This window comes from Curtobacterium sp. ME26 (assembly GCF_903970945.1).
Taxonomy (GTDB): Bacteria; Actinomycetota; Actinomycetes; order Actinomycetales; family Microbacteriaceae; genus Curtobacterium; species Curtobacterium citri.
The window spans coordinates 43,789-60,406 of sequence record NZ_CAJCKG010000011.1; the positions used below are offsets into that span (position 1 = coordinate 43,789).

Genomic DNA, 16,618 nt, shown 5'->3' on the forward strand with positions numbered 1-16,618 from the left:
CAATATGCTCACAGTAGTTAGGCTAACTAGCGACATCGAGGACGCGGCCTTCGGGTGCGGGGAACGGGAGCGGGACATGATCATCGACGGCATCAGCGACGCACACCGCGGCACCTGGTCCCGCCTCACCCGCCTGCACACGGCGAGCGTGACCCTCCCGATGCACACCTCGCGCGTGGCCGAGACCGACCGGCGCAGCGAGGACCTCACCGCGGCCTGACGGCTCAGGCGGGCGGGCGCGCTCAGGCCTTCTTGGCCCGCGACGGCTGCACGCGGGGCGGCTCCCCCGGCATCTTCGGGAAGTCGGGCGGGAACGGCAGCTCACCGAGGCCGTCGCCGAGGTCGCGCTCCCACCACGCGAGCAGCGGCGCGATGTCCCCGGGCTCGTCGTGCATCGCCTCCCAGGGGTCGCCGATCGCCGCGAGGCGTTCCGGGACCGACCGGACCGTGAAGGTCGTCGGGTCCGCCGCGTCGAGTTCGTCCCACGTGATCGGCGTCGAGGCGCTGGCGCGGGCGAGCGCACGCGGGCTGTACGCACCCGCCATCGTCCGGTCGCGGTTCGCCTGGTTGAAGTCGACGAAGACGCGCTGCCCGCGCTCCTCCTTCCACCACGCCGTCGTCACCCGGTCGGGCATCCGCCGCTCGAGCTCCCGGGCGGCGGCGATCACGGCGTGCCGGACGTCGAGGAACTCGTGCTCCGGCTTGATCGGCGCGAACACGTGCAGCCCGCGGTTGCCGCTCGTCTTGATCCACGCCGACAGCCCGACGTCGCCGAGGACCCGGCGGAGCTCGTGCGCGACCGGCACCGTGTCGTGGAAGTCGGTGCCCGGCTGCGGGTCGAGGTCGATGCGGAGCTGGTCCGGGTGGTCGGGGTCACCGGCACGGCTGGCCCACGGGTGGAAGACGACGGTGTTCATCTGCGCCGCCCACACGGCGACCGCTGGCTCGTCGATCACGAGCTGCGGGTGCGAACGGGCGCTCGGGTACGTCACCACGACGTCGCGGACGTAGTCGGGCGCACCCTTCGGCGGGTTCTTCGAGAAGAACGAGTCGCCGTCGATCCCGGCGCCGTAGCGCTGCAGGGAGATCGGGCGGTCGCCGTTCGCCCGGACGAACGCGTCCCCGACGGTCACGAGGTACTGCGCGAGTTCGAGCTTGGTGATCCCCGGCTCGGGGAAGAGCACCCGCGACGGACTGCTGATCCGGACCTCCCGGCCGCCGTGCGGCCCCGGGACCGTCAGCGTCGTCGCCTCGCTCGCCATGCAGCGGACGGTACACGGGCCCGACCCGTGGCGTGCACGATGGAGGAGTGACGGCGTACCTCGGGGTGGACCTGGCGTGGGGCCTCGGCTCCGGACGGAAGCCCGCGAACGAGACCGGTCTCGTCGCGATGGACGCCGACGGCGCGGTCACGGACGCCGGGTGGGCCCGCGGGGTCGACGCCGTCACCGACTGGATCGCGGAGCACCTCGGGCCGCGCACCCTGGTCGCCGTCGACGCGTCCCTCGTGGTGACGAACCCGACCGGGATCCGCGAAGCCGAGCGGCAGGTCGGGCAGCGCTACGGCCGGTGGAAGGTCGCGGCGAACCCGACGAACCTCGCGTCCGCGGCGAGCGCCGGCGCCCGGCTGCTCGAACGGCTGACGGACCTCGGCGTCGGGTACGTGTCGGACACCGCGGGGATGCGCGCGCGGACCGGCCCGGCCGCGTTCGAGTGCTACCCGTACACGACGCTCGTCGGCGTCGAGGAGCTCGGCTACGACGTGGAGCGACCCCGCTACAAGCGCCTCGACCTGAAGGTGCCCTCCGCGGAGGCCCGTGCAGCGCGAGCCGCAGCCTTCGACGACCTCGTGCACCGGCTCCGGACGACGCCGCTCGACCCGCCGCTGCTGCTCGACGCCCACCCGCTCACCGCCGGGCTCGCCGACCCCTCGGTGCTGCACGGGCCGACGCACAAGCACCGGGAGGACCTGCTCGACGGCGCCCTGTGCGCGTGGACCGCCGCGTTCTGGGAGCGGCACGGCGACCGACGGGTGCAGGTGCTGGGAGGTGATCCGGCCCTCCCGTCCGACCCGCCGGACGACGCGGGCCGGAGACCCGTCGTGGTGGCACCCGCCCGCCCGTCCCAGCGGCGACCCGCTGAGTAGGCTGACGACGTGAGCACCACCACCGAACCCCTGCGCATCGGGCTGGTGTCGCTGCACACCTCCCCCGGCGACGAACCCGGCTCCGGCGAGGTCGGCGGCATGAACGTCGTCGTCCGTCACCAGGCCGAGGCACTCGCGGACCGCGGACACCACGTCGAGATCATCACGCGGCGCTCCGACCCGACGCAGCCGGACAGCGTCTCGCTCGTGCCGGGCGTCTGCCTGCGGTTCCTGTCCGCCGGCCCCGCGCAGCCCGTGCCGAAGGGCGAGCACGATGCGTTCATCGAGCCGTTCCGCCGCGGGCTCGAGGCACTCGGCCCCTACGACGTGCTGCACTCGCACCACTGGTTCTCCGGCGCGGCCGCACTCCCGGTCGCCCGCGAGCGCGGCATCCCGCACGTGCAGTCGTTCCACTCGATCGCCGCCGACTCGGACACCCCGCTGTCCGAGGGCGAGCGGCCAGAGTCGGCCGGACGGCCCGCCGGCGAACGGCTGCTGGCGCAGGAGTCCGACGCGGTCGTCGTGGTCTCGGCGGCCGAGGCATCCACCGTCCGGGACCGCCTCGGCGGCCGCGACGACCGGGTCTGGATCGTCCCGCCGGGCGTCGACGGGTCCGTCTTCCGACCGGCCGCCGTCGGCGCGCGTCGCGCCACCTCGCCGTACGTCGTCGCCGCGGCGCGCGTGCAGCCGCTGAAGGGCCTGGACCTCGCCATCGAGGCGGTCGCGGGCATCAGCCGGGAGGCACGCCCCACCCTCGTCATCGCGGGCGACGCCTCGAGCGAGGCGGGCGACCACGTGGCGGAGCTGCGTCGGCTCGCCGCCGCGCACGGCATCGCCGACCGCGTCACCTTCATCGGTCCGCAGTCACGGGCCGACCTGGCGTTCCTGTTCCGGGGTGCGGCAGCCGTGCTCGTGCCGTCGCACTCCGAGACGTACGGCCTCGTGGCGCTGGAGGGGTCCGCGTCCGGCGTGCCCGTCGTCGCCGCGGCCGCCGGCGGGCTGCGCGAGGCCGTGGTCGACGGCGAGACCGGGGTGGTGCTCGAGTCGCGCGACCCGGCCGTGTGGGCAGCGGAGATCGAGCGCATCCTGACGGACACCGACTACGCCGCCGGCCTGGCCGCGGCCGGGCGGGAGCACGCCGAGCGCCTGAGCTGGGAGCAGTCGGCGGCCGGGCTCGAGGACGTCTACCGCCGGGTGCTCGGGCGGGCCTGATGGCCGACGGGACCCCGACGACGGCGAGCGGTCGGTTCGACGGGTTCTGGGCGGCGCTCGACGCGGTGCCGGTGGCCGACGACGCCGAGGCGCTCTACGACCCCGGCACCCCGGACGGTCGGCTCCGTCGCGCGAACCTCGCGGCCTACCTCGAGCACGTCGGGACCACGGCGGACACGCTGCTCGTCGCGGAGGCCCCCGGCTGGCGCGGCATGACGAACACGGGCGTGCCGTTCACGAGCATGCGAGAGCTCGACGCGCTCGGGTTCCCGGTGCAGGCCCCGCCCGCGCCGACGGCTCCGTGGGAGGCGTCCTCGCGCGTCGTGCACGCCGCACTGTCGGGCTGGTCGGGGCCGCTCCCCCTGGCGTGGGCGATCTTCCCGCACCACCCGTTCGTCGCGCCGGACCGGCTGACGAACCGGACGCCGCGACCGGCCGAGGTCCGCGACGGCGCCCCGGTCGCGCTCGCGCTGCTGCGCGCGCTCGAGGTCGACCGGGCGGTCCGCGTGGTCGCCGTCGGGCGGAAGGCGCAGGGGGCGCTCGCGCTGGCCGGCATCGAGGCCGAGGCCGTGCGGCACCCGGCGCAGGGCGGCGCCGCGCAGTTCACCGAGCAGGTGCGGGCGCTGCGGCGGTAGCGGGCGCGGGCGCGGGCGTCGGTTGCGCCGGCCGTTCCGCGGCTCGGTCGCACACGATCTGCGACATCGCACGCGTCGTTCGACGAGCGCGATGTCGGACGATGCGCTCGCATCCGGTGCGGACGCACGGAGCGACATCACGCGTGTCGATCGACGCGTGGAACGTCGCGGCCCCGACGCCGACGACCGGGACACGGGCCGGTCAGGCGGACTGCACCTCGACGCCCTTCGCAGCGAGCCGGTCGGCCACGTGCGCGGGCAGCGGTGCCGCGGCGTAGACGGTGGCCAGGGCCGGGAGGTCGAGCAGGTCGTCCCAGTTCTGCGGGTCGTACCGGTCGTCGGAGCCGTCCCAGCCGGGGTGCACGTCCTGCAGGACCTCGAGGTCGGTGTCGACGGTCAGCTCGGTCACCAGGGCCAGGTGCGACGGCAGGAGGTCGAGCTCGTCGTAGTACTGGCGCGCGCGGTCGTCCTGGCCCTCGACGTCCAGGTCCTCGCCGGTGTCCTCGTCCTCGTCGGGGGCGTACGGCTCGAGCACGTCGAGGTCGTAGCAGAGGACGTCGAGCACCAGCAGCTTCGCGTTGAAGTCGGCGAACTCGACGGGTTCCTCGGTGGTGTCGGAATCGTCGTACATGGCTCGGAGCGTAGCCACCGCCCCCTCGGAAGCGCTTGGCGGCCGCGCTACGGGCGTGTTGCGGCACCCCGGGAGGAGTCTGAGGAAGTTGACAGCGAGCCTCGAACCGGGAAAGGGTGACGCATGGCCACCACCAACACGGACCGCCAGCAGCAGGAACAGCCGACGCTCAAGCGCGTGCTCGGCCCCAAGCTGCTGCTGCTCTTCATCGTCGGCGACATCCTCGGCACCGGCGTCTACGCCCTGACCGGGCAGGTCGCGGCCGAGGTCGGCGGAGCAGCCTGGCTCCCCTTCCTCATCGCGTTCGCGGTCGCACTGCTCACCGCGTTCTCGTACCTGGAGCTCGTCACGAAGTACCCGCAGACGGCGGGTGCCGCGCTCTACGTCCACAAGGCGTTCGGCATCCACTTCGTCACGTTCATCGTGACCTTCATCGTGATGTGCTCCGGCATCACGTCGGCGTCCACGGCGTCGCGTGCGTTCGCCGCGAACCTCGGCGTCGGGTTCGGGCTCGAACTGCCGAACGCGGTCGTCATGCTCATCGCGATGGGCTTCATGCTCGCCGTGATGGCGGTGAACTTCCGCGGAGTGAGCGAGAGCGTGAAGACGAACGTGGTGCTCACCCTCGTGGAGCTGTCCGGGCTCGTGATGGTGATCCTCATCGGCTTCTGGGCGATCGCGGGCGGCAACGCGGACTTCTCGCGGGTCGTGATGTTCGACACCCCCGAGGACAAGTCGCTGCTGCTGTCGGTGTCCACCGCGACGTCGCTGGCGTTCTTCGCGATGGTCGGCTTCGAGGACTCGGTGAACATGGCCGAGGAGACCAAGGACCCGTCGCGGATCTTCCCGAAGGTGATGCTGACCGGCCTGGGCATCACCGCGGTCATCTACGTGCTCGTGTCGATCTGCGCCGTCGCGATCGTGCCCATCGGCGAGCTCGCGGGCAACGAGACCCCGCTCGTGACCACCGTGCAGACCGCCGCCCCGGACTTCCCGATCGCCGACCTGCTGCCCTTCATCTCGATGTTCGCCGTCGCCAACACCGCGCTGATCAACATGATGATGGCGTCGCGCCTGCTGTACGGCATGAGCAAGCAGGGTGTCCTGCCCGGCTTCCTGTCGCGGGTGTCGCCGACCCGTCGCACCCCGTCGACGGCCATCGTCTTCACGACGGCCATCTCGCTGCTGCTCATCGGCTGGGTCTCGCTCGACCCCGACTCCCCCATCGTCGTCGTCCTCGGCGGCACGACGTCGCTGCTCCTGCTGTCGGTGTTCGCGGTCGTCAACGCCTCGGTGCTCGTGCTCCGTCGCGACCGCGTGGACCACAAGCACTTCCGCGCCGGGGTCGTGATCCCCGTCATCGGTGTCGTGACCTGCGTGTGGCTCGTGGTGCCGTTCTCGTCCGGACGCGACCCGCAGCAGTACCAGATCGCGGGTGCGCTCCTGGCCCTCGGCGTGCTGCTCTGGATCGTCACGTGGTTCACGCACGGCCGGAAGCAGGCCGAGAAGGCCCCGACCGGGCTGGTCACCGAGCCCACGGCGGTCGTGCACCGGGGCGACGACCGCGATCCCGGCGACGACCGGACGGCATGATGGACGCCGTCGACGTCATCTTCGCGATCGCCATCGGGTCGATCGTCGTGATCGCGCTGTCGGCGACCGGCCTGTTCCGCCGCCGTCGCGACTGACCGGCGGCGCGACCGCCCGAGGGCGCGACACCCCCGATCGGGCGGGTGCGGTTCCCAGCCGGTGCACCTACGCTCGTCGTGCTCTGCACTCGACGGGCCGCGGCACCACCGCCGGTCCGCCCCGCCCGGAAGGACCCCCGCATGCGCCGCGCCGGCATCACGATCGCCTCGGTGTTCGGCGCCGGCGTGGTCGCGGCCGTCATCGGCGTGGTCGTGGTGGTCGTCATCGCGGTGCACTCGCTCACCGGCGCCGCCCGCGAGGTCACGGCGGCCCCAGCGTGCCCCGAGAAGCCGTCGGTCACGGTCGGCGGCATCGTGGTCCCCGCCGGTCCGGTCGGCGGCTTCTGCCAGGACCGCCTGGTGAACGCCGCCCACGTCATCGACGCCGCGCAAGCACTCGGCATCGGCCCGCACACGCAGGCGGTGGGGGTGATGACCGCGATCGGCGAGTCGAGCCTCGTGAACCTCGACCACGGCGACGCCGCCGGACCCGACAGCCGCGGGCTGTTCCAGCAGCGCGACAACGGCGCGTGGGGCACCTACGAGCAGCGGATGGACCCGTACACCGCGGCGACGATGTTCTACACGAAGCTCGTGAAGACCCCCGGCTGGAAGACGATGTCGCCGACCGAGATGGCGCACGCGGTGCAGATCAACGCAGACCCCGACCACTACGCGAAGTTCTGGCCGGAGGCGAAGGCCGTCGTCGAGGGTCTCACCGGGCAGACCGTCCCGGACACGGCACCGCAGGGCTGAGCTCGAGGTCGTCGGGCTCGTCGGGCTCGTCGGGCTCGACCACGCGCGCGCCCCCGGCGTGCACGACGACCTGCGCACGCAGCCGCACAGCACGTTCCGCGAAGGCGCGGTCGCACGCCTCGACCCACTCCCGGTCGACGGGGAAGAGCCGGGTCGCGCCGGGGCGTTCCCAGACGAGCACGACCTCCGTCGCCGACTCGTCCACGCAGACCTCGGCAACGAGCGTCGCGAAGTCCTCGACGTGGTCGTCCGGCTGCAGCGGCAGGTCCGACACCGGCAGCAGGAACGGCACCGGGAGCGCCCGCTCGTCGAGGAACAGCACCCAGCACTGCCGTCGGAGCGGCGTCCCGACGACGCCCGTCACGAGGGCGACGACGTCGGCGTCGGTGCGGGCGGGTGTGGTGAACAGGTGGTCGAGCACGTCGGTTCCGGTCATGCTCCGAGCATCGCGCCGAGGCGACGCCCACACAGCACAGCGGCACCCGGTTGTGGACCGACGCCCTCAGAAGGAGAGCTGTGCAGGAGCACGCACGTCAGACACCGTGCTGCACGGCGCTGTCGACGAGCAGCAGGGCACCCGAGAACACGACGACCTGCGCGGCGATGCCGACGAGCGCGACGGGCCACGCCCACCGACGCCGCACCAGTCGCAGCACGCACGCGACCGTCACCGTCACGAAGACGAGGGCCACGACGACCGGCCCCGCGTACACCACGGCACCGCCCAGCCCGACGTCGCAGGCATTGCCCGGGGCCGAGCACGAGTGGAAGGCCATCGACAGGAAGACGATGCCGCCCGCGGCGGCCACCGACTCGACCGCCGACAGCACCAGCAGGACGACCGTCGTGACCACGTCGACGACGTGCCGGCGCCCCTGGAGGGTGTGCCGAGCCTCCCGTCCGATCGTCGGCGACCCCGGGTCGTCCCGCACGGCCGTCCCGACCGCGGTCCGCCGCCCGGACGCGACGTCCGGGTCGTGCGGCGCGGCCGGCCGGACCATCAGCGACGGGCGCCGGCGGAGCCGCGCGTCGACCAGAGGGCGGCCCAGATGAGGAGGGGCTGTCCGAACAGCCGGGCGACGCGCTTCTCGTCAGTGTCGAGGCCGAACGCGCTGCGGCGGTTGACCCACTGCGAGAGGTTGCCCGGGAAGATCACCGTGAAGAACAGCGCCGCGATGCTGCCGACGACCTTCCGCCGGCGGCGCGGCGCGAGCAGGATCGCGCTCCCGAGACCGATCTCCGCCACCCCGGAGGCGAGCACGGTCGTGTCCGTGTCGAGCGGCACGAAGTCCGGGACCTGAGCCCGGAAGTCGCGGCGGGCGAAGGTGAGGTGGCTCGTGCCGGCGAAGACGAGCGCGAGGCCGAGGAGGACACGGACGAAGGTACGCATGCGTCCATCGTGCTCGCTCGCACCGCCGCCGTCCGGCGTGGCGGGTGCCCCGGCTCCCCCGGCAGTCCCCCACGCTGGGACGCGCAGGTGCGCCCGCAGGTCGGTACATTCGGACGCATGGGAACCGTCGCTCGGGACCACGAGCCACCCGCCGCGCTGGCGACGGTCGCCGTCCTGCTCGCCCCGCTGTCGCTCTGGATGGGCATCATCGTCCCCGCCGCGGGCATGGCCCGGCACGTGTTCCTCGGTGCGGTCTTCGGCATCGTCGGCGTGCTGTGCGGCCTGCGGGCGGCCCGCATCGCCGGCCGGCGTCGGGCCGTGCGGGTGTGGGCCTGGGTGGGTCTGGTGCTCGCCGCGATCGGCCTGGTGATGATGGCCTGGCAGCTGCTCACCTTCGCCACCGGCGGCGGCTTCCCGCCGCCGTTCTGGTCGCCCTACGCGCGACGCTGAGCCGGACGGGAGGCGCGGGTCGTGCCCGCCACGGCCCTCACCACCCGAGAGTGCCCGGGCCGCCCTTGAACGGTCCGACCACGCGTGACGTGATCCACCCGCCGTAGAAGTCGCCCTCCTGCGCCTGCACCACCTCGCCGCCGACCTCGCACGAGTCCATCGCCGACGGGTAGATCGCCACCTTGTCGCGGAGGTCCTCGTACCCTGGCTCCGGGGTCGGGTAGTTCCACGCGGCACGGGGTGCGACGACGCCGTCCCCGCCGACGACGTCGAAGTACCGTGCTCGGCCCTTGAACTCGCACATGCTCGACCCGTCCGCCGGTCGGAGCTCGACGCCCGCCATCGGCACGTAGTACACCGGCGGGTGGGAGGTCTCGAGCACGCGGACGGCGTCGGTGGTGTCGACCACGACCGATCCGCCGAGGCGGACGACGACCCGCTCGGGCACGGTCTCGACGGCGGGCGGGCGGGGGTAGTCCCAGACGGACTCCTGGCCGGGTCCGGGTTCGGTCCTCGATGTGGGGCGCATGGGGTCGGGTCTACCACCGCCGCCGCAGGAGGAGCAGAGTGGGCGCGTGACGACGACGACACAGGGCATCTTCCGACGGAAGCCGATCGACACGATCGACGACGGCGCCGAGGGCGAGGGCGGCGAGGGCGGCCTGAAACGGCACCTCGGCCTCTGGCAGCTCACCGCGATCGGCATCGGCGGCATCATCGGCGCCGGCATCTTCACGCTCGCGGGCACCGTGGCGAACGGGGTCGCCGGCCCGGCGGTCCTCATCAGCTTCCTGGTCGCCGGCGTCGCCAGTGCTGCTGCAGCCCTGTCGTACGCCGAGTTCGCCGGGCTCATCCCGAAGGCCGGCAGCGCCTACACGTACGGGTACGCCGTGCTCGGCGAGGTCGTCGGCTGGTTCATCGGCTGGGACCTGCTGCTCGAGTACACCGCGATCGTGGCCGTCGTCGCGATCGGCATCTCCGGGTACGTCGGCTTCCTCGTCGGCCAGTTCGGCATCGACCTGCCCGCCTGGATGCTCGGCGCGCCCGGCACCGGTGACGGTCACGTGGTCGACGTCTTCGCGATCGTGCTCTGCCTGCTCACGGCCTTCGTGCTCACCCGGGGCATCCGCAGCGCCGCCCGTTTCGAACTCGTCGCGGTGGCGATCAAGGTCGCGCTCGTGGTGCTCATCGTCGTGCTCGGGGTGTTCCACATCAACAGCGCCAACTACTCGCCGTACTTCCCGTTCGGGTTCGGCGGCGTGATGACCGGCGCCGCGACCGTGTTCTTCGCCGTGTTCGGCTACGACGCCATGTCCACCGCCGCCGAGGAGTCCACCGACGCCCGGAAGCACATGCCGAAGGCGATCCTGCTGTCGCTCGGCATCGCGATGGTCCTCTACGTGCTGGCAACCCTGGTGCTGACGGGGATGCAGAAGTACACCGACATCGACCCGGCCTCGGGCTTCTCGTCGGCGTTCGCGTCGGTCGGGCTCGGCGGCGTCGCGAACGTCATCGCGATCGGGGCCATCGTCGGCATCGTGACCGTCCTCGTGACCTTCATGCTCGGAGCGTCGCGCGTCTGGTTCTCGATGAGCCGCGACGGCCTCATGCCGGCGTGGTTCGCGAAGACCGACCCGAAGCGCCACGTGCCGACCCGGGTCACGTGGATCCTCGGCATCGCGTCGGCGGTGCTCGCCGGCCTGCTGCCGATCGGCATCGTCGCCGAGCTGACGAACATCGGCATCCTGCTCGCGTTCGTGGTGGTCTGCTCGGCGGTGATCGTGCTGCGCTACCGCCAGCCCGACCTCGACCGGCAGTTCCGGCTGCCCTTCATGCCGGTGGTGCCGATCATCGGGGTGGTCGCGTCGCTGTGGCTCGTGACGTTCCTGCAGTGGGAGACGTGGGTGCGCTTCGCGATCTGGTTCGCGATCGGGCTCGGCGTGTACTTCGGGTACTCGCGGAAGCACAGCAAGCTGGCGACATCCGACGCGTCTCAATCTCGATAGTCCGCAGATCGTCCGCAGGATCAGCGGTCGGCGTGGACCCCGACCTGTGTCCCCCCGCCTGTGCCCCGTATGCGGCGAACCGTCAGTGAGTGTCCAGTGGTGCTCGGAGCAGCTGAAGCATCCACGCTCGTGTGCTCCGCCTGCGGCCTCGAGGGCGACACTGCCGCGCTGTTGCAGGAGCGAGACCTCGCCGACCTCCTGCAGGACTTGCGCTCCGAGGAAGTCGCGGAGCCGGCCAAGGGCAGACGAAGAAGCAGGCCGCCCGGAATGATGCAGATCACCCCGCAGACCCTGAACCGCTCCATCCAGCAGGTCGGGCTGAAGACCCACACGGCCGATGGAGCGGTGTACGTGAACGCTGACCAGCGGCGGAACATCTGGCGTAGGAAGTGGATGAGGAACGCGAACCAGCAGCGCGGCACGTGAGCGCTCAACACGCATCGTAGGCTGCCTTCAGTCGCTGAAGGAGGGCTTGATGGACCACAAGACGGTCGACGAGCGAGACACGGAATGGGAAACGGCCACCCCACGCTTGCGAGCGTTCTTCTGGACCAGGGGGCGAACCCACCTGGACTGCGAGGAGATCTCCGGCGCGACCATCAGCGAAGCGTCGTCATGGGCGCGCGGGGAAGCAGCACGCCGGGGCGCCGCTCTGGACCTCGCCATCCTGTCCACCGACAAGGCAGGCGCTCCCGGGCTCATCTGGCTGACAGACGACGGCGGTGCGGACGCCTAGGAGCATCCGCACCGCTGTCGCGACCAGTCATTCTGACCAGGGCTACTCCGCGACGACCCACACGTGCTGCGCCTCCCACCCGTCCGGCACGGAGTCGCGGTACGCCGCGAGCGCCGCCGTGTAGCTCGGACCGGACGCCTCGTGCTCCCGCGTCGCCGTCGACCGCGCCGTCGCCCGGATCGTGGTCTCCCCCGTGGCCTTGCTCTCGACGGCGTTCGTCTGCGTCAGCGCGAACCCGTCGAGGTCGAGCGCGGCGACCGCGGCCTCCTTCGCCGCGACCACGGAGGTCGCGTACCCCTCGGCCTCGCGCGTCTCGGTCGAGCGGATCGTGCCTCGCAGTGTCGTCACCGGACCAGTATGACCGGCCCGAGCGACCGCTCGGCGCCCGTGCAGGCGACCGACCCGGTCAGGCTCAGGCGTCGCGCCGGTGCTTGCCCTTCGACGCCGTCGGGTCCGCCATCGGGTGGTTCCGGAACCAGCGGAGCAGCTCCCGCGGACGGCTGGCGTCGGCGCTGTGGTCACCATGGTCGAGGAACGTGCTGAACCCCTCCGGCACCGCGACGCCGTCGGACTCGCGGTCGTACGCCATCGACCACTCCGGGAAGCGCCGCGTGTGGATCGACTCCTCGACGAGCAGCCGGACCTCGTCGTGCCGGGGGTCCTCGACGATCCGTGAGTAGGTCGCCATCACCGCGTCGTACGGGCCCTCGAGCAGCTGCATGAAGCGGCCACCGCGGTGCACGAGCATCCCGGACAGGCCGTCCTCGGTGTTCCGTGCGCGCGCGTGCTCGAGCACCGCCTCGAGTGCGTCCTCGTCGAACGGCTCGGTGGCGGAACTCATGTACACCAGTGACTGCAGCACGCTCCGATCCTGCACCTTCCCGGCGGTGCGCGACGCCCCCAGATGACGGGCCGTGCCTGTCGGTCCCACCTGGCACGATGGGTCCGTGCCCGCCGCCCCGATGATCGACGCCGTCGACGTCATCCGCTTCGTCGGTCCGCAGACGTTCGGTCGGGCCCGTGACGTCGTCCGCGCGGGTCTGGTCGAGGACGCCACCTGGCACGACGACGACGGGACGGTCACGGCGGCCGTGTCCGGTTCCGCCGACGAGCCTTACGAGCTCCGCGTCGAGACGACGGCCGCCCGCGGCGAGTTCGTCCGCCCGGTCCGCAGCACCTGCTCGTGCCCCCTCGGCGGCGACTGCAAGCACGTCGCCGCCGCGCTCCTCACCGTCAACGCCCGCGCACTCGCGGCCGCTGCCGGGCCCCGGACGAGCGCCCCGGTGAGCGCACCAGCAGCCCCGGACTGGAGGCACGACCTGGCCCGCCTCGCCGGTGACGACGACAGGGTGGTCACCCCGCAGGGCACCCCCATCGGCCTCCAGTTCGAGTTGCGGGACGCGGTCCCCGCCGCGCTCGCCTCGCGCGCACGGGCGGCCGGTCGAGCGCTGCCGACGCGCTCGCGGAGCGTCCGGCTCGGCGTCCGGCCCGTCACGCGCAGCGCCGCCGGCAACTGGGTCCGCGGCCAGCTCACCTGGGGCACGCTCCCCTACTCGATGAACCGGCTCGGCATCGCGCCGGAGCAGCACGCCTGGTTCCTGCAGTTCTCGGCGCTGCACCGGGCCGGACAGCTCGCCGGGCTGCCGGGCGAGAGCGACTGGGTGCACCTCGACGACTTCGGCAGTCCGCTGCTCTGGCCGCTGCTGCAGCAGGCACCGGGGCTCGGCATCACGTTCGTCACGGGCAAGCGTGACGGCGGGGCCGTCCTCGGCGCCGAGGCCCGTGTGCTCCTCGACGCGGCCCGTCACGACGGTGCGCTCGTCATCGGTGCGAGCGCGGTCGTCGACGGCCGTCCCGTCCCCGAGGGCGCCGCTCGGACCATCGGCGACCACGGCGTCTACGCCTTCCGCGAGAGCCCCGAGTTCCACGTCACGCTGGCCCCGACGCCGTCGCCGGTCCCCGAGGACCAGCGTCGGATGCTCGTCGAGGGCTCCCGCATCACGGTCCCGAGCGAGGCCGTCGACGAGTTCCTGGCGGACTGGTCGCCGCGCCTCCGCGGGGCGCTGGGGCTGGTCAGCTCCGACGGATCGGTCGAGCTGCCCGAGCGCACCCCGCCCGAGCTCGTGCTCACGGTGACGTTCGAGCCCGCACGGGCCCCGCGCACCGACGACCGCGTGCACCTGCAGTGGCGCTGGCACGTCGACGGCCGGAAGGACCCGGTCGCCCTGCACGGTCCGCTGCCCGACCTGTCCGCGCTGCACGCCGCCGACGAGACCGAGTCGTCCGGGCCCGGCGGCGGGCTTGCCTGGTTCGAGGACGGCACCGTCGAGGACGCCGACGCCGCCGTCTTCGTGAACGAGCTCGTGCCGGCCCTGCCCGGACTCGGTGTCCGCACCGTCGTGCAGGGTGAGCCGACCGAACACGAACGGCTCAGCGGTCGACCGCACATCCGCGTCACGACGATGCCGTCCACCAAGCACGACTGGTTCGACCTCGGCATCTTCGTCACCGTGAACGGTCGGCAGCTCCCCTTCACGCCGCTGCTCCGGGCGCTCGCGAAGCGCGACCGGCGGATGAAGCTCGTCGACGGCTCCTACCTGTCGCTCGCCGACCCGGCGTTCGACCGGCTCAAGGAGGTCATCGAGGAGGCCCGCGAGCTCGACGAGTGGGAGCCCGACCAGCCGCTCACGGTGACACCGCTGCAGGCCGGCATCTGGTCGGAGTTCGACCAACTCGCCGACGAGTCCGAGCACGACGACCGGTGGCAGCGGATCGCGGCGGGCCTGCTCGACGCCGCACCCCCCGGTGACGTCCCCGTGCCCGACGCCGTGCACGCGGAGCTGCGGCCGTACCAGCACGCCGGGTACGCCTGGCTGCGGTTCCTGCGCGAGCACGGCATCGGTGGGGTGCTCGCCGACGACATGGGCCTCGGCAAGACGCTGCAGGTCCTCGCGATGGTCGCCGCCGCCCGCGCCACCGAACCTGACGGAGCGCCGTTCCTCGTGGTCGCGCCGACCTCGGTCGTCGGCAACTGGGCGGACGAGGCGGCACGCTTCACCCCCTCGCTGCGCGTGACGACGATCACGGCGACCTCGCTGAAGGACCACGCCCGGATCGCCCGCGCCGCCGCGGCCTCGGACGTCGTCGTGACGTCGTACGCGCTCCTCCGGCTCGACGCGACCGAGTACGCCGAGCTGCCGTGGTCGGCCCTCGTGCTCGACGAGGCGCAGTTCGTGAAGAACCCGCAGTCACAGACGCACCGGGCCGCGGTCGACCTGCCCGCGCCGGTGAAGTTCGCGATCACCGGCACCCCGCTCGAGAACGGCCTCACCGACCTCTGGGCGCTGTTCCACGTCGTCGCTCCCGGGCTGCTGTCCTCGTGGTCGCGGTTCGGCGACGACTACGTCAAGCCGCTCGGCTCGCCGGACCTGCGGGGCCAGGCCCGCGCGGAGCTCACCGCTCGGCTCCGTCGGCGGATCCGACCGCTCATGCTCCGGCGGACGAAGGAGAGCGTCGCCGCGGACCTCCCGCCGAAGCAGGAGCAGGTCGTCCGCGTGACGCTCGACCCGGCGCACCGCGCGCTGTACGAGCGGACGCTGAACCGGGAGCGCCTCAAGGTCCTCGACCTCATCGACGACCTCGCCCGGAACCGAATGATCGTCTTCCGGTCGCTCACCCTGCTGCGCATGCTCGCCCTGTCCCCGGCACTCGTGCAGGACGCCACCGAGCCCGGCGACCCGGTCCCCTCGGCCAAGCTCGACCTGCTGCTCGACGAACTCGAGCAGCTCGCCGCCGAGGGCCGACGGGCGCTCGTCTTCAGCCAGTTCACGACGTTCCTGCGCATGGTCGCCGACGCCCTCGACGCCCGCGGGATCGGCTACGAGTACCTCGACGGGTCGACCCGGAAGCGCCCGCAGGTCATCGACCGCTTCCGCACCGGCACGGCGCCGGCGTTCCTCATCTCGCTCAAGGCCGGCGGCTTCGGCCTGACCCTCACCGAGGCCGACACCGTGTTCGTGCTCGACCCGTGGTGGAACCCCGCCGCCGAGTCCCAGGCGGTGGACCGGACGCACCGCATCGGCCAGACCCGCTCCGTGAACGTGCAGCGCTTCATCGCGGAGGACACGATCGAGGAGAAGGTCCTGGCCCTGGCCGCGAAGAAGGCCGAGCTGTTCGCCACGATGATCGACGACGACGCCCTGTTCGCCGACGACCTGACCGCCGAGGACATCCGCTCCCTGCTCGCCTGACGCCTGGTCCGGGCCTGTGCATGCGACATACGAACGCCTTGGTCGCCGGCCGCGGACCTCGGTAGCGTCGCGCCATGCTCGTCGAACCCAGCCGGCCTGCTCCGCCGCGATCCACCCCGTCCCTGTCAGCCGTCGACATCACGACCGGTTCCGAGGCTCCACGCGTGGGTGTAGTGCGGCGGTCCCGCCTGTCCGGCCAGTCGACCTTCCGGCTCCCCAACGGCGCCGAGGTGGATCTGGTCGGCGCACTCGGCGCCTACTCGGGGATGTACCCACCCGGTCACCTGGCCGACCTCCGCGCCGTGCGGACAGCGTGATCGTCCTCGACGCGAACGTGCTGATCGCGCTGTTGGATCGGGAGGATGGTCTCCACACGCAGGCGTTCGAACTCGTGGAGGACCACGCATGGGACGTGTTCTGCACGTCGGCGGTCACGCTCGCGGAGACGCTCGTCCGGCCGACACGCCTCGGCAGCGCCGCAGACCACGAGCGGCACCTGGTCGCGCTCGGCGTCCACGTCGTGGCGATGTCCCGCGCGCAGGCTCGAGGCGTCGCAGGACTCCGTGCTCGCGAGCGCATCGGCTTCCCGGATGCGACCGCAGTCGTGACCGCACAAGGGGCTCGGGGCCGGTTGGCGACCTTCGACCGGCGGTTGGGGAAGCTTGCTCGCAAGCACGGAGTCGAGCTGGCCGACGTGCTCGATGTGGTCTGACCGGAA

At 72.3% G+C, this 16,618-nt stretch carries 21 protein-coding genes; 13 read left to right on the top strand and 8 right to left on the bottom strand.

Annotated features, from left to right (window positions below):
* Window positions 1–4 precede the first annotated feature (4 nt).
* The gene (locus tag H7A69_RS06640) at window positions 5–220 is read left to right on the top strand and encodes a hypothetical protein (protein ID WP_141718782.1); all 216 of its coding nucleotides are present in this window, start codon (window positions 5–7) and stop codon (window positions 218–220) included.
* Between the two features lie 22 nt (window positions 221–242).
* Here the strand turns inward: H7A69_RS06640 and ligD are convergent, their stop codons facing one another.
* Window positions 243–1,262, bottom strand: coding sequence for a non-homologous end-joining DNA ligase (gene ligD, locus H7A69_RS06645; RefSeq protein ID WP_182046334.1), 1,020 nt, complete (start codon window positions 1,260–1,262; stop codon window positions 243–245).
* Between the two features lie 47 nt (window positions 1,263–1,309).
* Here ligD and H7A69_RS06650 point away from each other — a divergent pair, with 47 nt between their 5' ends.
* From H7A69_RS06650 to H7A69_RS06660, 3 genes are read left to right on the top strand one after another with little or no spacing between them, the layout of a single operon-like run.
* Window positions 1,310–2,146 (top strand): DUF429 domain-containing protein, encoded by an 837-nt coding sequence (locus tag H7A69_RS06650; RefSeq protein ID WP_220456204.1) that lies wholly within the window; start codon window positions 1,310–1,312, stop codon window positions 2,144–2,146.
* 9 nt (window positions 2,147–2,155) lie between these two features.
* The gene (locus tag H7A69_RS06655) at window positions 2,156–3,358 is read left to right on the top strand and encodes a glycosyltransferase (protein WP_182046336.1); all 1,203 of its coding nucleotides are present in this window, start codon (window positions 2,156–2,158) and stop codon (window positions 3,356–3,358) included.
* Window positions 3,358–3,993, top strand: a complete 636-nt coding sequence (locus H7A69_RS06660) for a hypothetical protein (protein ID WP_182046337.1) — start codon at window positions 3,358–3,360, stop codon at window positions 3,991–3,993. Before H7A69_RS06655 ends, H7A69_RS06660 begins: the two co-directional genes overlap by 1 nt.
* A 202-nt stretch (window positions 3,994–4,195) precedes the next feature.
* Here H7A69_RS06660 and H7A69_RS06665 read toward each other — a convergent pair whose 3' ends face one another.
* Window positions 4,196–4,624: a DUF6892 domain-containing protein gene (locus tag H7A69_RS06665; protein WP_069711223.1), complete on the bottom strand. Its 429-nt coding sequence runs from the start codon at window positions 4,622–4,624 to the stop codon at window positions 4,196–4,198.
* A 123-nt stretch (window positions 4,625–4,747) separates the two neighbouring features.
* Between H7A69_RS06665 and H7A69_RS06670 the strand changes: the two genes are divergently transcribed.
* On the top strand, window positions 4,748–6,217 hold the full coding sequence (locus H7A69_RS06670; RefSeq protein ID WP_182046338.1) for an APC family permease: 1,470 nt from the start codon (window positions 4,748–4,750) through the stop codon (window positions 6,215–6,217).
* 236 nt (window positions 6,218–6,453) lie between these two features.
* Window positions 6,454–7,068 (top strand): hypothetical protein, encoded by a 615-nt coding sequence (locus tag H7A69_RS06675; RefSeq protein WP_182046339.1) that lies wholly within the window; start codon window positions 6,454–6,456, stop codon window positions 7,066–7,068.
* Here H7A69_RS06675 and H7A69_RS06680 read toward each other — a convergent pair.
* From H7A69_RS06680 to H7A69_RS06690, 3 genes are all read right to left on the bottom strand, one after another.
* On the bottom strand, window positions 7,028–7,504 hold the full coding sequence (locus H7A69_RS06680; RefSeq protein WP_182046340.1) for a hypothetical protein: 477 nt from the start codon (window positions 7,502–7,504) through the stop codon (window positions 7,028–7,030). The two genes, H7A69_RS06675 and H7A69_RS06680, sit on opposite strands and share 41 nt — an antisense overlap.
* 97 nt (window positions 7,505–7,601) lie before the next feature.
* Window positions 7,602–8,069: a DUF6264 family protein gene (locus H7A69_RS06685; RefSeq protein WP_220456205.1), complete on the bottom strand. Its 468-nt coding sequence runs from the start codon at window positions 8,067–8,069 to the stop codon at window positions 7,602–7,604.
* Window positions 8,069–8,458, bottom strand: coding sequence for a hypothetical protein (locus H7A69_RS06690; protein ID WP_182046342.1), 390 nt, complete (start codon window positions 8,456–8,458; stop codon window positions 8,069–8,071). Before H7A69_RS06690 ends, H7A69_RS06685 begins: the two co-directional genes overlap by 1 nt.
* Window positions 8,459–8,575: 117 nt before the next feature.
* Here H7A69_RS06690 and H7A69_RS06695 point away from each other — a divergent pair, with 117 nt between their 5' ends.
* Window positions 8,576–8,908 carry a hypothetical protein gene (locus H7A69_RS06695; RefSeq protein WP_182046343.1) on the top strand — a complete coding sequence of 111 codons (333 nt, stop codon included), beginning with the start codon at window positions 8,576–8,578 and terminating at the stop codon, window positions 8,906–8,908.
* A 37-nt stretch (window positions 8,909–8,945) separates the two neighbouring features.
* On the opposite strand, the gene H7A69_RS06700 is transcribed toward H7A69_RS06695, so the two are convergent.
* The gene (locus H7A69_RS06700) at window positions 8,946–9,437 is read right to left on the bottom strand and encodes a DUF427 domain-containing protein (RefSeq protein WP_182046344.1); all 492 of its coding nucleotides are present in this window, start codon (window positions 9,435–9,437) and stop codon (window positions 8,946–8,948) included.
* A 46-nt stretch (window positions 9,438–9,483) separates the two neighbouring features.
* Between H7A69_RS06700 and H7A69_RS06705 the strand changes: the two genes are divergently transcribed.
* The 3 genes from H7A69_RS06705 to H7A69_RS06715 all read left to right on the top strand — a co-directional run bounded on the left by H7A69_RS06705 (window position 9,484) and on the right by H7A69_RS06715 (window position 11,650).
* Window positions 9,484–10,914, top strand: a complete 1,431-nt coding sequence (locus H7A69_RS06705) for an amino acid permease (protein WP_182046345.1) — start codon at window positions 9,484–9,486, stop codon at window positions 10,912–10,914.
* A 99-nt stretch (window positions 10,915–11,013) separates the two neighbouring features.
* Entirely contained in the window at window positions 11,014–11,340 is a 327-nt protein-coding gene (locus H7A69_RS06710) for a hypothetical protein (protein WP_182046346.1), read from the top strand.
* 49 nt (window positions 11,341–11,389) lie between these two features.
* Window positions 11,390–11,650: a hypothetical protein gene (locus H7A69_RS06715; RefSeq protein WP_182046347.1), complete on the top strand. Its 261-nt coding sequence runs from the start codon at window positions 11,390–11,392 to the stop codon at window positions 11,648–11,650.
* 42 nt (window positions 11,651–11,692) lie between these two features.
* On the opposite strand, the gene H7A69_RS06720 is transcribed toward H7A69_RS06715, so the two are convergent.
* Both H7A69_RS06720 and H7A69_RS06725 read right to left on the bottom strand, forming a co-directional pair.
* Complete coding sequence (locus tag H7A69_RS06720) at window positions 11,693–11,998, bottom strand: hypothetical protein (protein WP_182046348.1); 306 nt, start codon at window positions 11,996–11,998, stop codon at window positions 11,693–11,695.
* A 64-nt stretch (window positions 11,999–12,062) separates the two neighbouring features.
* On the bottom strand, window positions 12,063–12,512 hold the full coding sequence (locus tag H7A69_RS06725) for a BLUF domain-containing protein (protein ID WP_182046349.1): 450 nt from the start codon (window positions 12,510–12,512) through the stop codon (window positions 12,063–12,065).
* Between the two features lie 85 nt (window positions 12,513–12,597).
* On the opposite strand from H7A69_RS06725, the gene H7A69_RS06730 reads away from it, so the two are divergent.
* From H7A69_RS06730 to H7A69_RS06740, 3 genes are all read left to right on the top strand, one after another.
* The gene (locus H7A69_RS06730) at window positions 12,598–15,900 is read left to right on the top strand and encodes a DEAD/DEAH box helicase (RefSeq protein WP_182046350.1); all 3,303 of its coding nucleotides are present in this window, start codon (window positions 12,598–12,600) and stop codon (window positions 15,898–15,900) included.
* A gap of 74 nt (window positions 15,901–15,974) precedes the next feature.
* Window positions 15,975–16,217, top strand: a complete 243-nt coding sequence (locus tag H7A69_RS06735) for a hypothetical protein (protein WP_182046351.1) — start codon at window positions 15,975–15,977, stop codon at window positions 16,215–16,217.
* Entirely contained in the window at window positions 16,214–16,612 is a 399-nt protein-coding gene (locus H7A69_RS06740; protein ID WP_182046352.1) for a type II toxin-antitoxin system VapC family toxin, read from the top strand. Before H7A69_RS06735 ends, H7A69_RS06740 begins: the two co-directional genes overlap by 4 nt.
* The last annotated feature ends 6 nt before the right edge of the window (window positions 16,613–16,618 follow it).

What these genes read in the sequence shown, in the direction of transcription:
- H7A69_RS06670 (WP_182046338.1), top strand. Translation starts at nt 4,748, where the DNA reads ATGGCCACCACCAACACGGACCGCCAGCAGCAGGAACAGCCGACGCTC.
- H7A69_RS06660 (WP_182046337.1), top strand. Translation starts at nt 3,358, where the DNA reads ATGGCCGACGGGACCCCGACGACGGCGAGCGGTCGGTTCGACGGGTTC.
- H7A69_RS06685 (WP_220456205.1), bottom strand. Translation starts at nt 8,069, where the DNA reads ATGGTCCGGCCGGCCGCGCCGCACGACCCGGACGTCGCGTCCGGGCGG.
- H7A69_RS06695 (WP_182046343.1), top strand. Translation starts at nt 8,576, where the DNA reads ATGGGAACCGTCGCTCGGGACCACGAGCCACCCGCCGCGCTGGCGACG.
- H7A69_RS06735 (WP_182046351.1), top strand. Translation starts at nt 15,975, where the DNA reads ATGCTCGTCGAACCCAGCCGGCCTGCTCCGCCGCGATCCACCCCGTCC.
- ligD (WP_182046334.1), bottom strand. Translation starts at nt 1,262, where the DNA reads ATGGCGAGCGAGGCGACGACGCTGACGGTCCCGGGGCCGCACGGCGGC.
- H7A69_RS06715 (WP_182046347.1), top strand. Translation starts at nt 11,390, where the DNA reads ATGGACCACAAGACGGTCGACGAGCGAGACACGGAATGGGAAACGGCC.
- H7A69_RS06700 (WP_182046344.1), bottom strand. Translation starts at nt 9,437, where the DNA reads ATGCGCCCCACATCGAGGACCGAACCCGGACCCGGCCAGGAGTCCGTC.
- H7A69_RS06640 (WP_141718782.1), top strand. Translation starts at nt 5, where the DNA reads ATGCTCACAGTAGTTAGGCTAACTAGCGACATCGAGGACGCGGCCTTC.
- H7A69_RS06680 (WP_182046340.1), bottom strand. Translation starts at nt 7,504, where the DNA reads ATGACCGGAACCGACGTGCTCGACCACCTGTTCACCACACCCGCCCGC.
- H7A69_RS06665 (WP_069711223.1), bottom strand. Translation starts at nt 4,624, where the DNA reads ATGTACGACGATTCCGACACCACCGAGGAACCCGTCGAGTTCGCCGAC.
- H7A69_RS06690 (WP_182046342.1), bottom strand. Translation starts at nt 8,458, where the DNA reads ATGCGTACCTTCGTCCGTGTCCTCCTCGGCCTCGCGCTCGTCTTCGCC.
- H7A69_RS06675 (WP_182046339.1), top strand. Translation starts at nt 6,454, where the DNA reads ATGCGCCGCGCCGGCATCACGATCGCCTCGGTGTTCGGCGCCGGCGTG.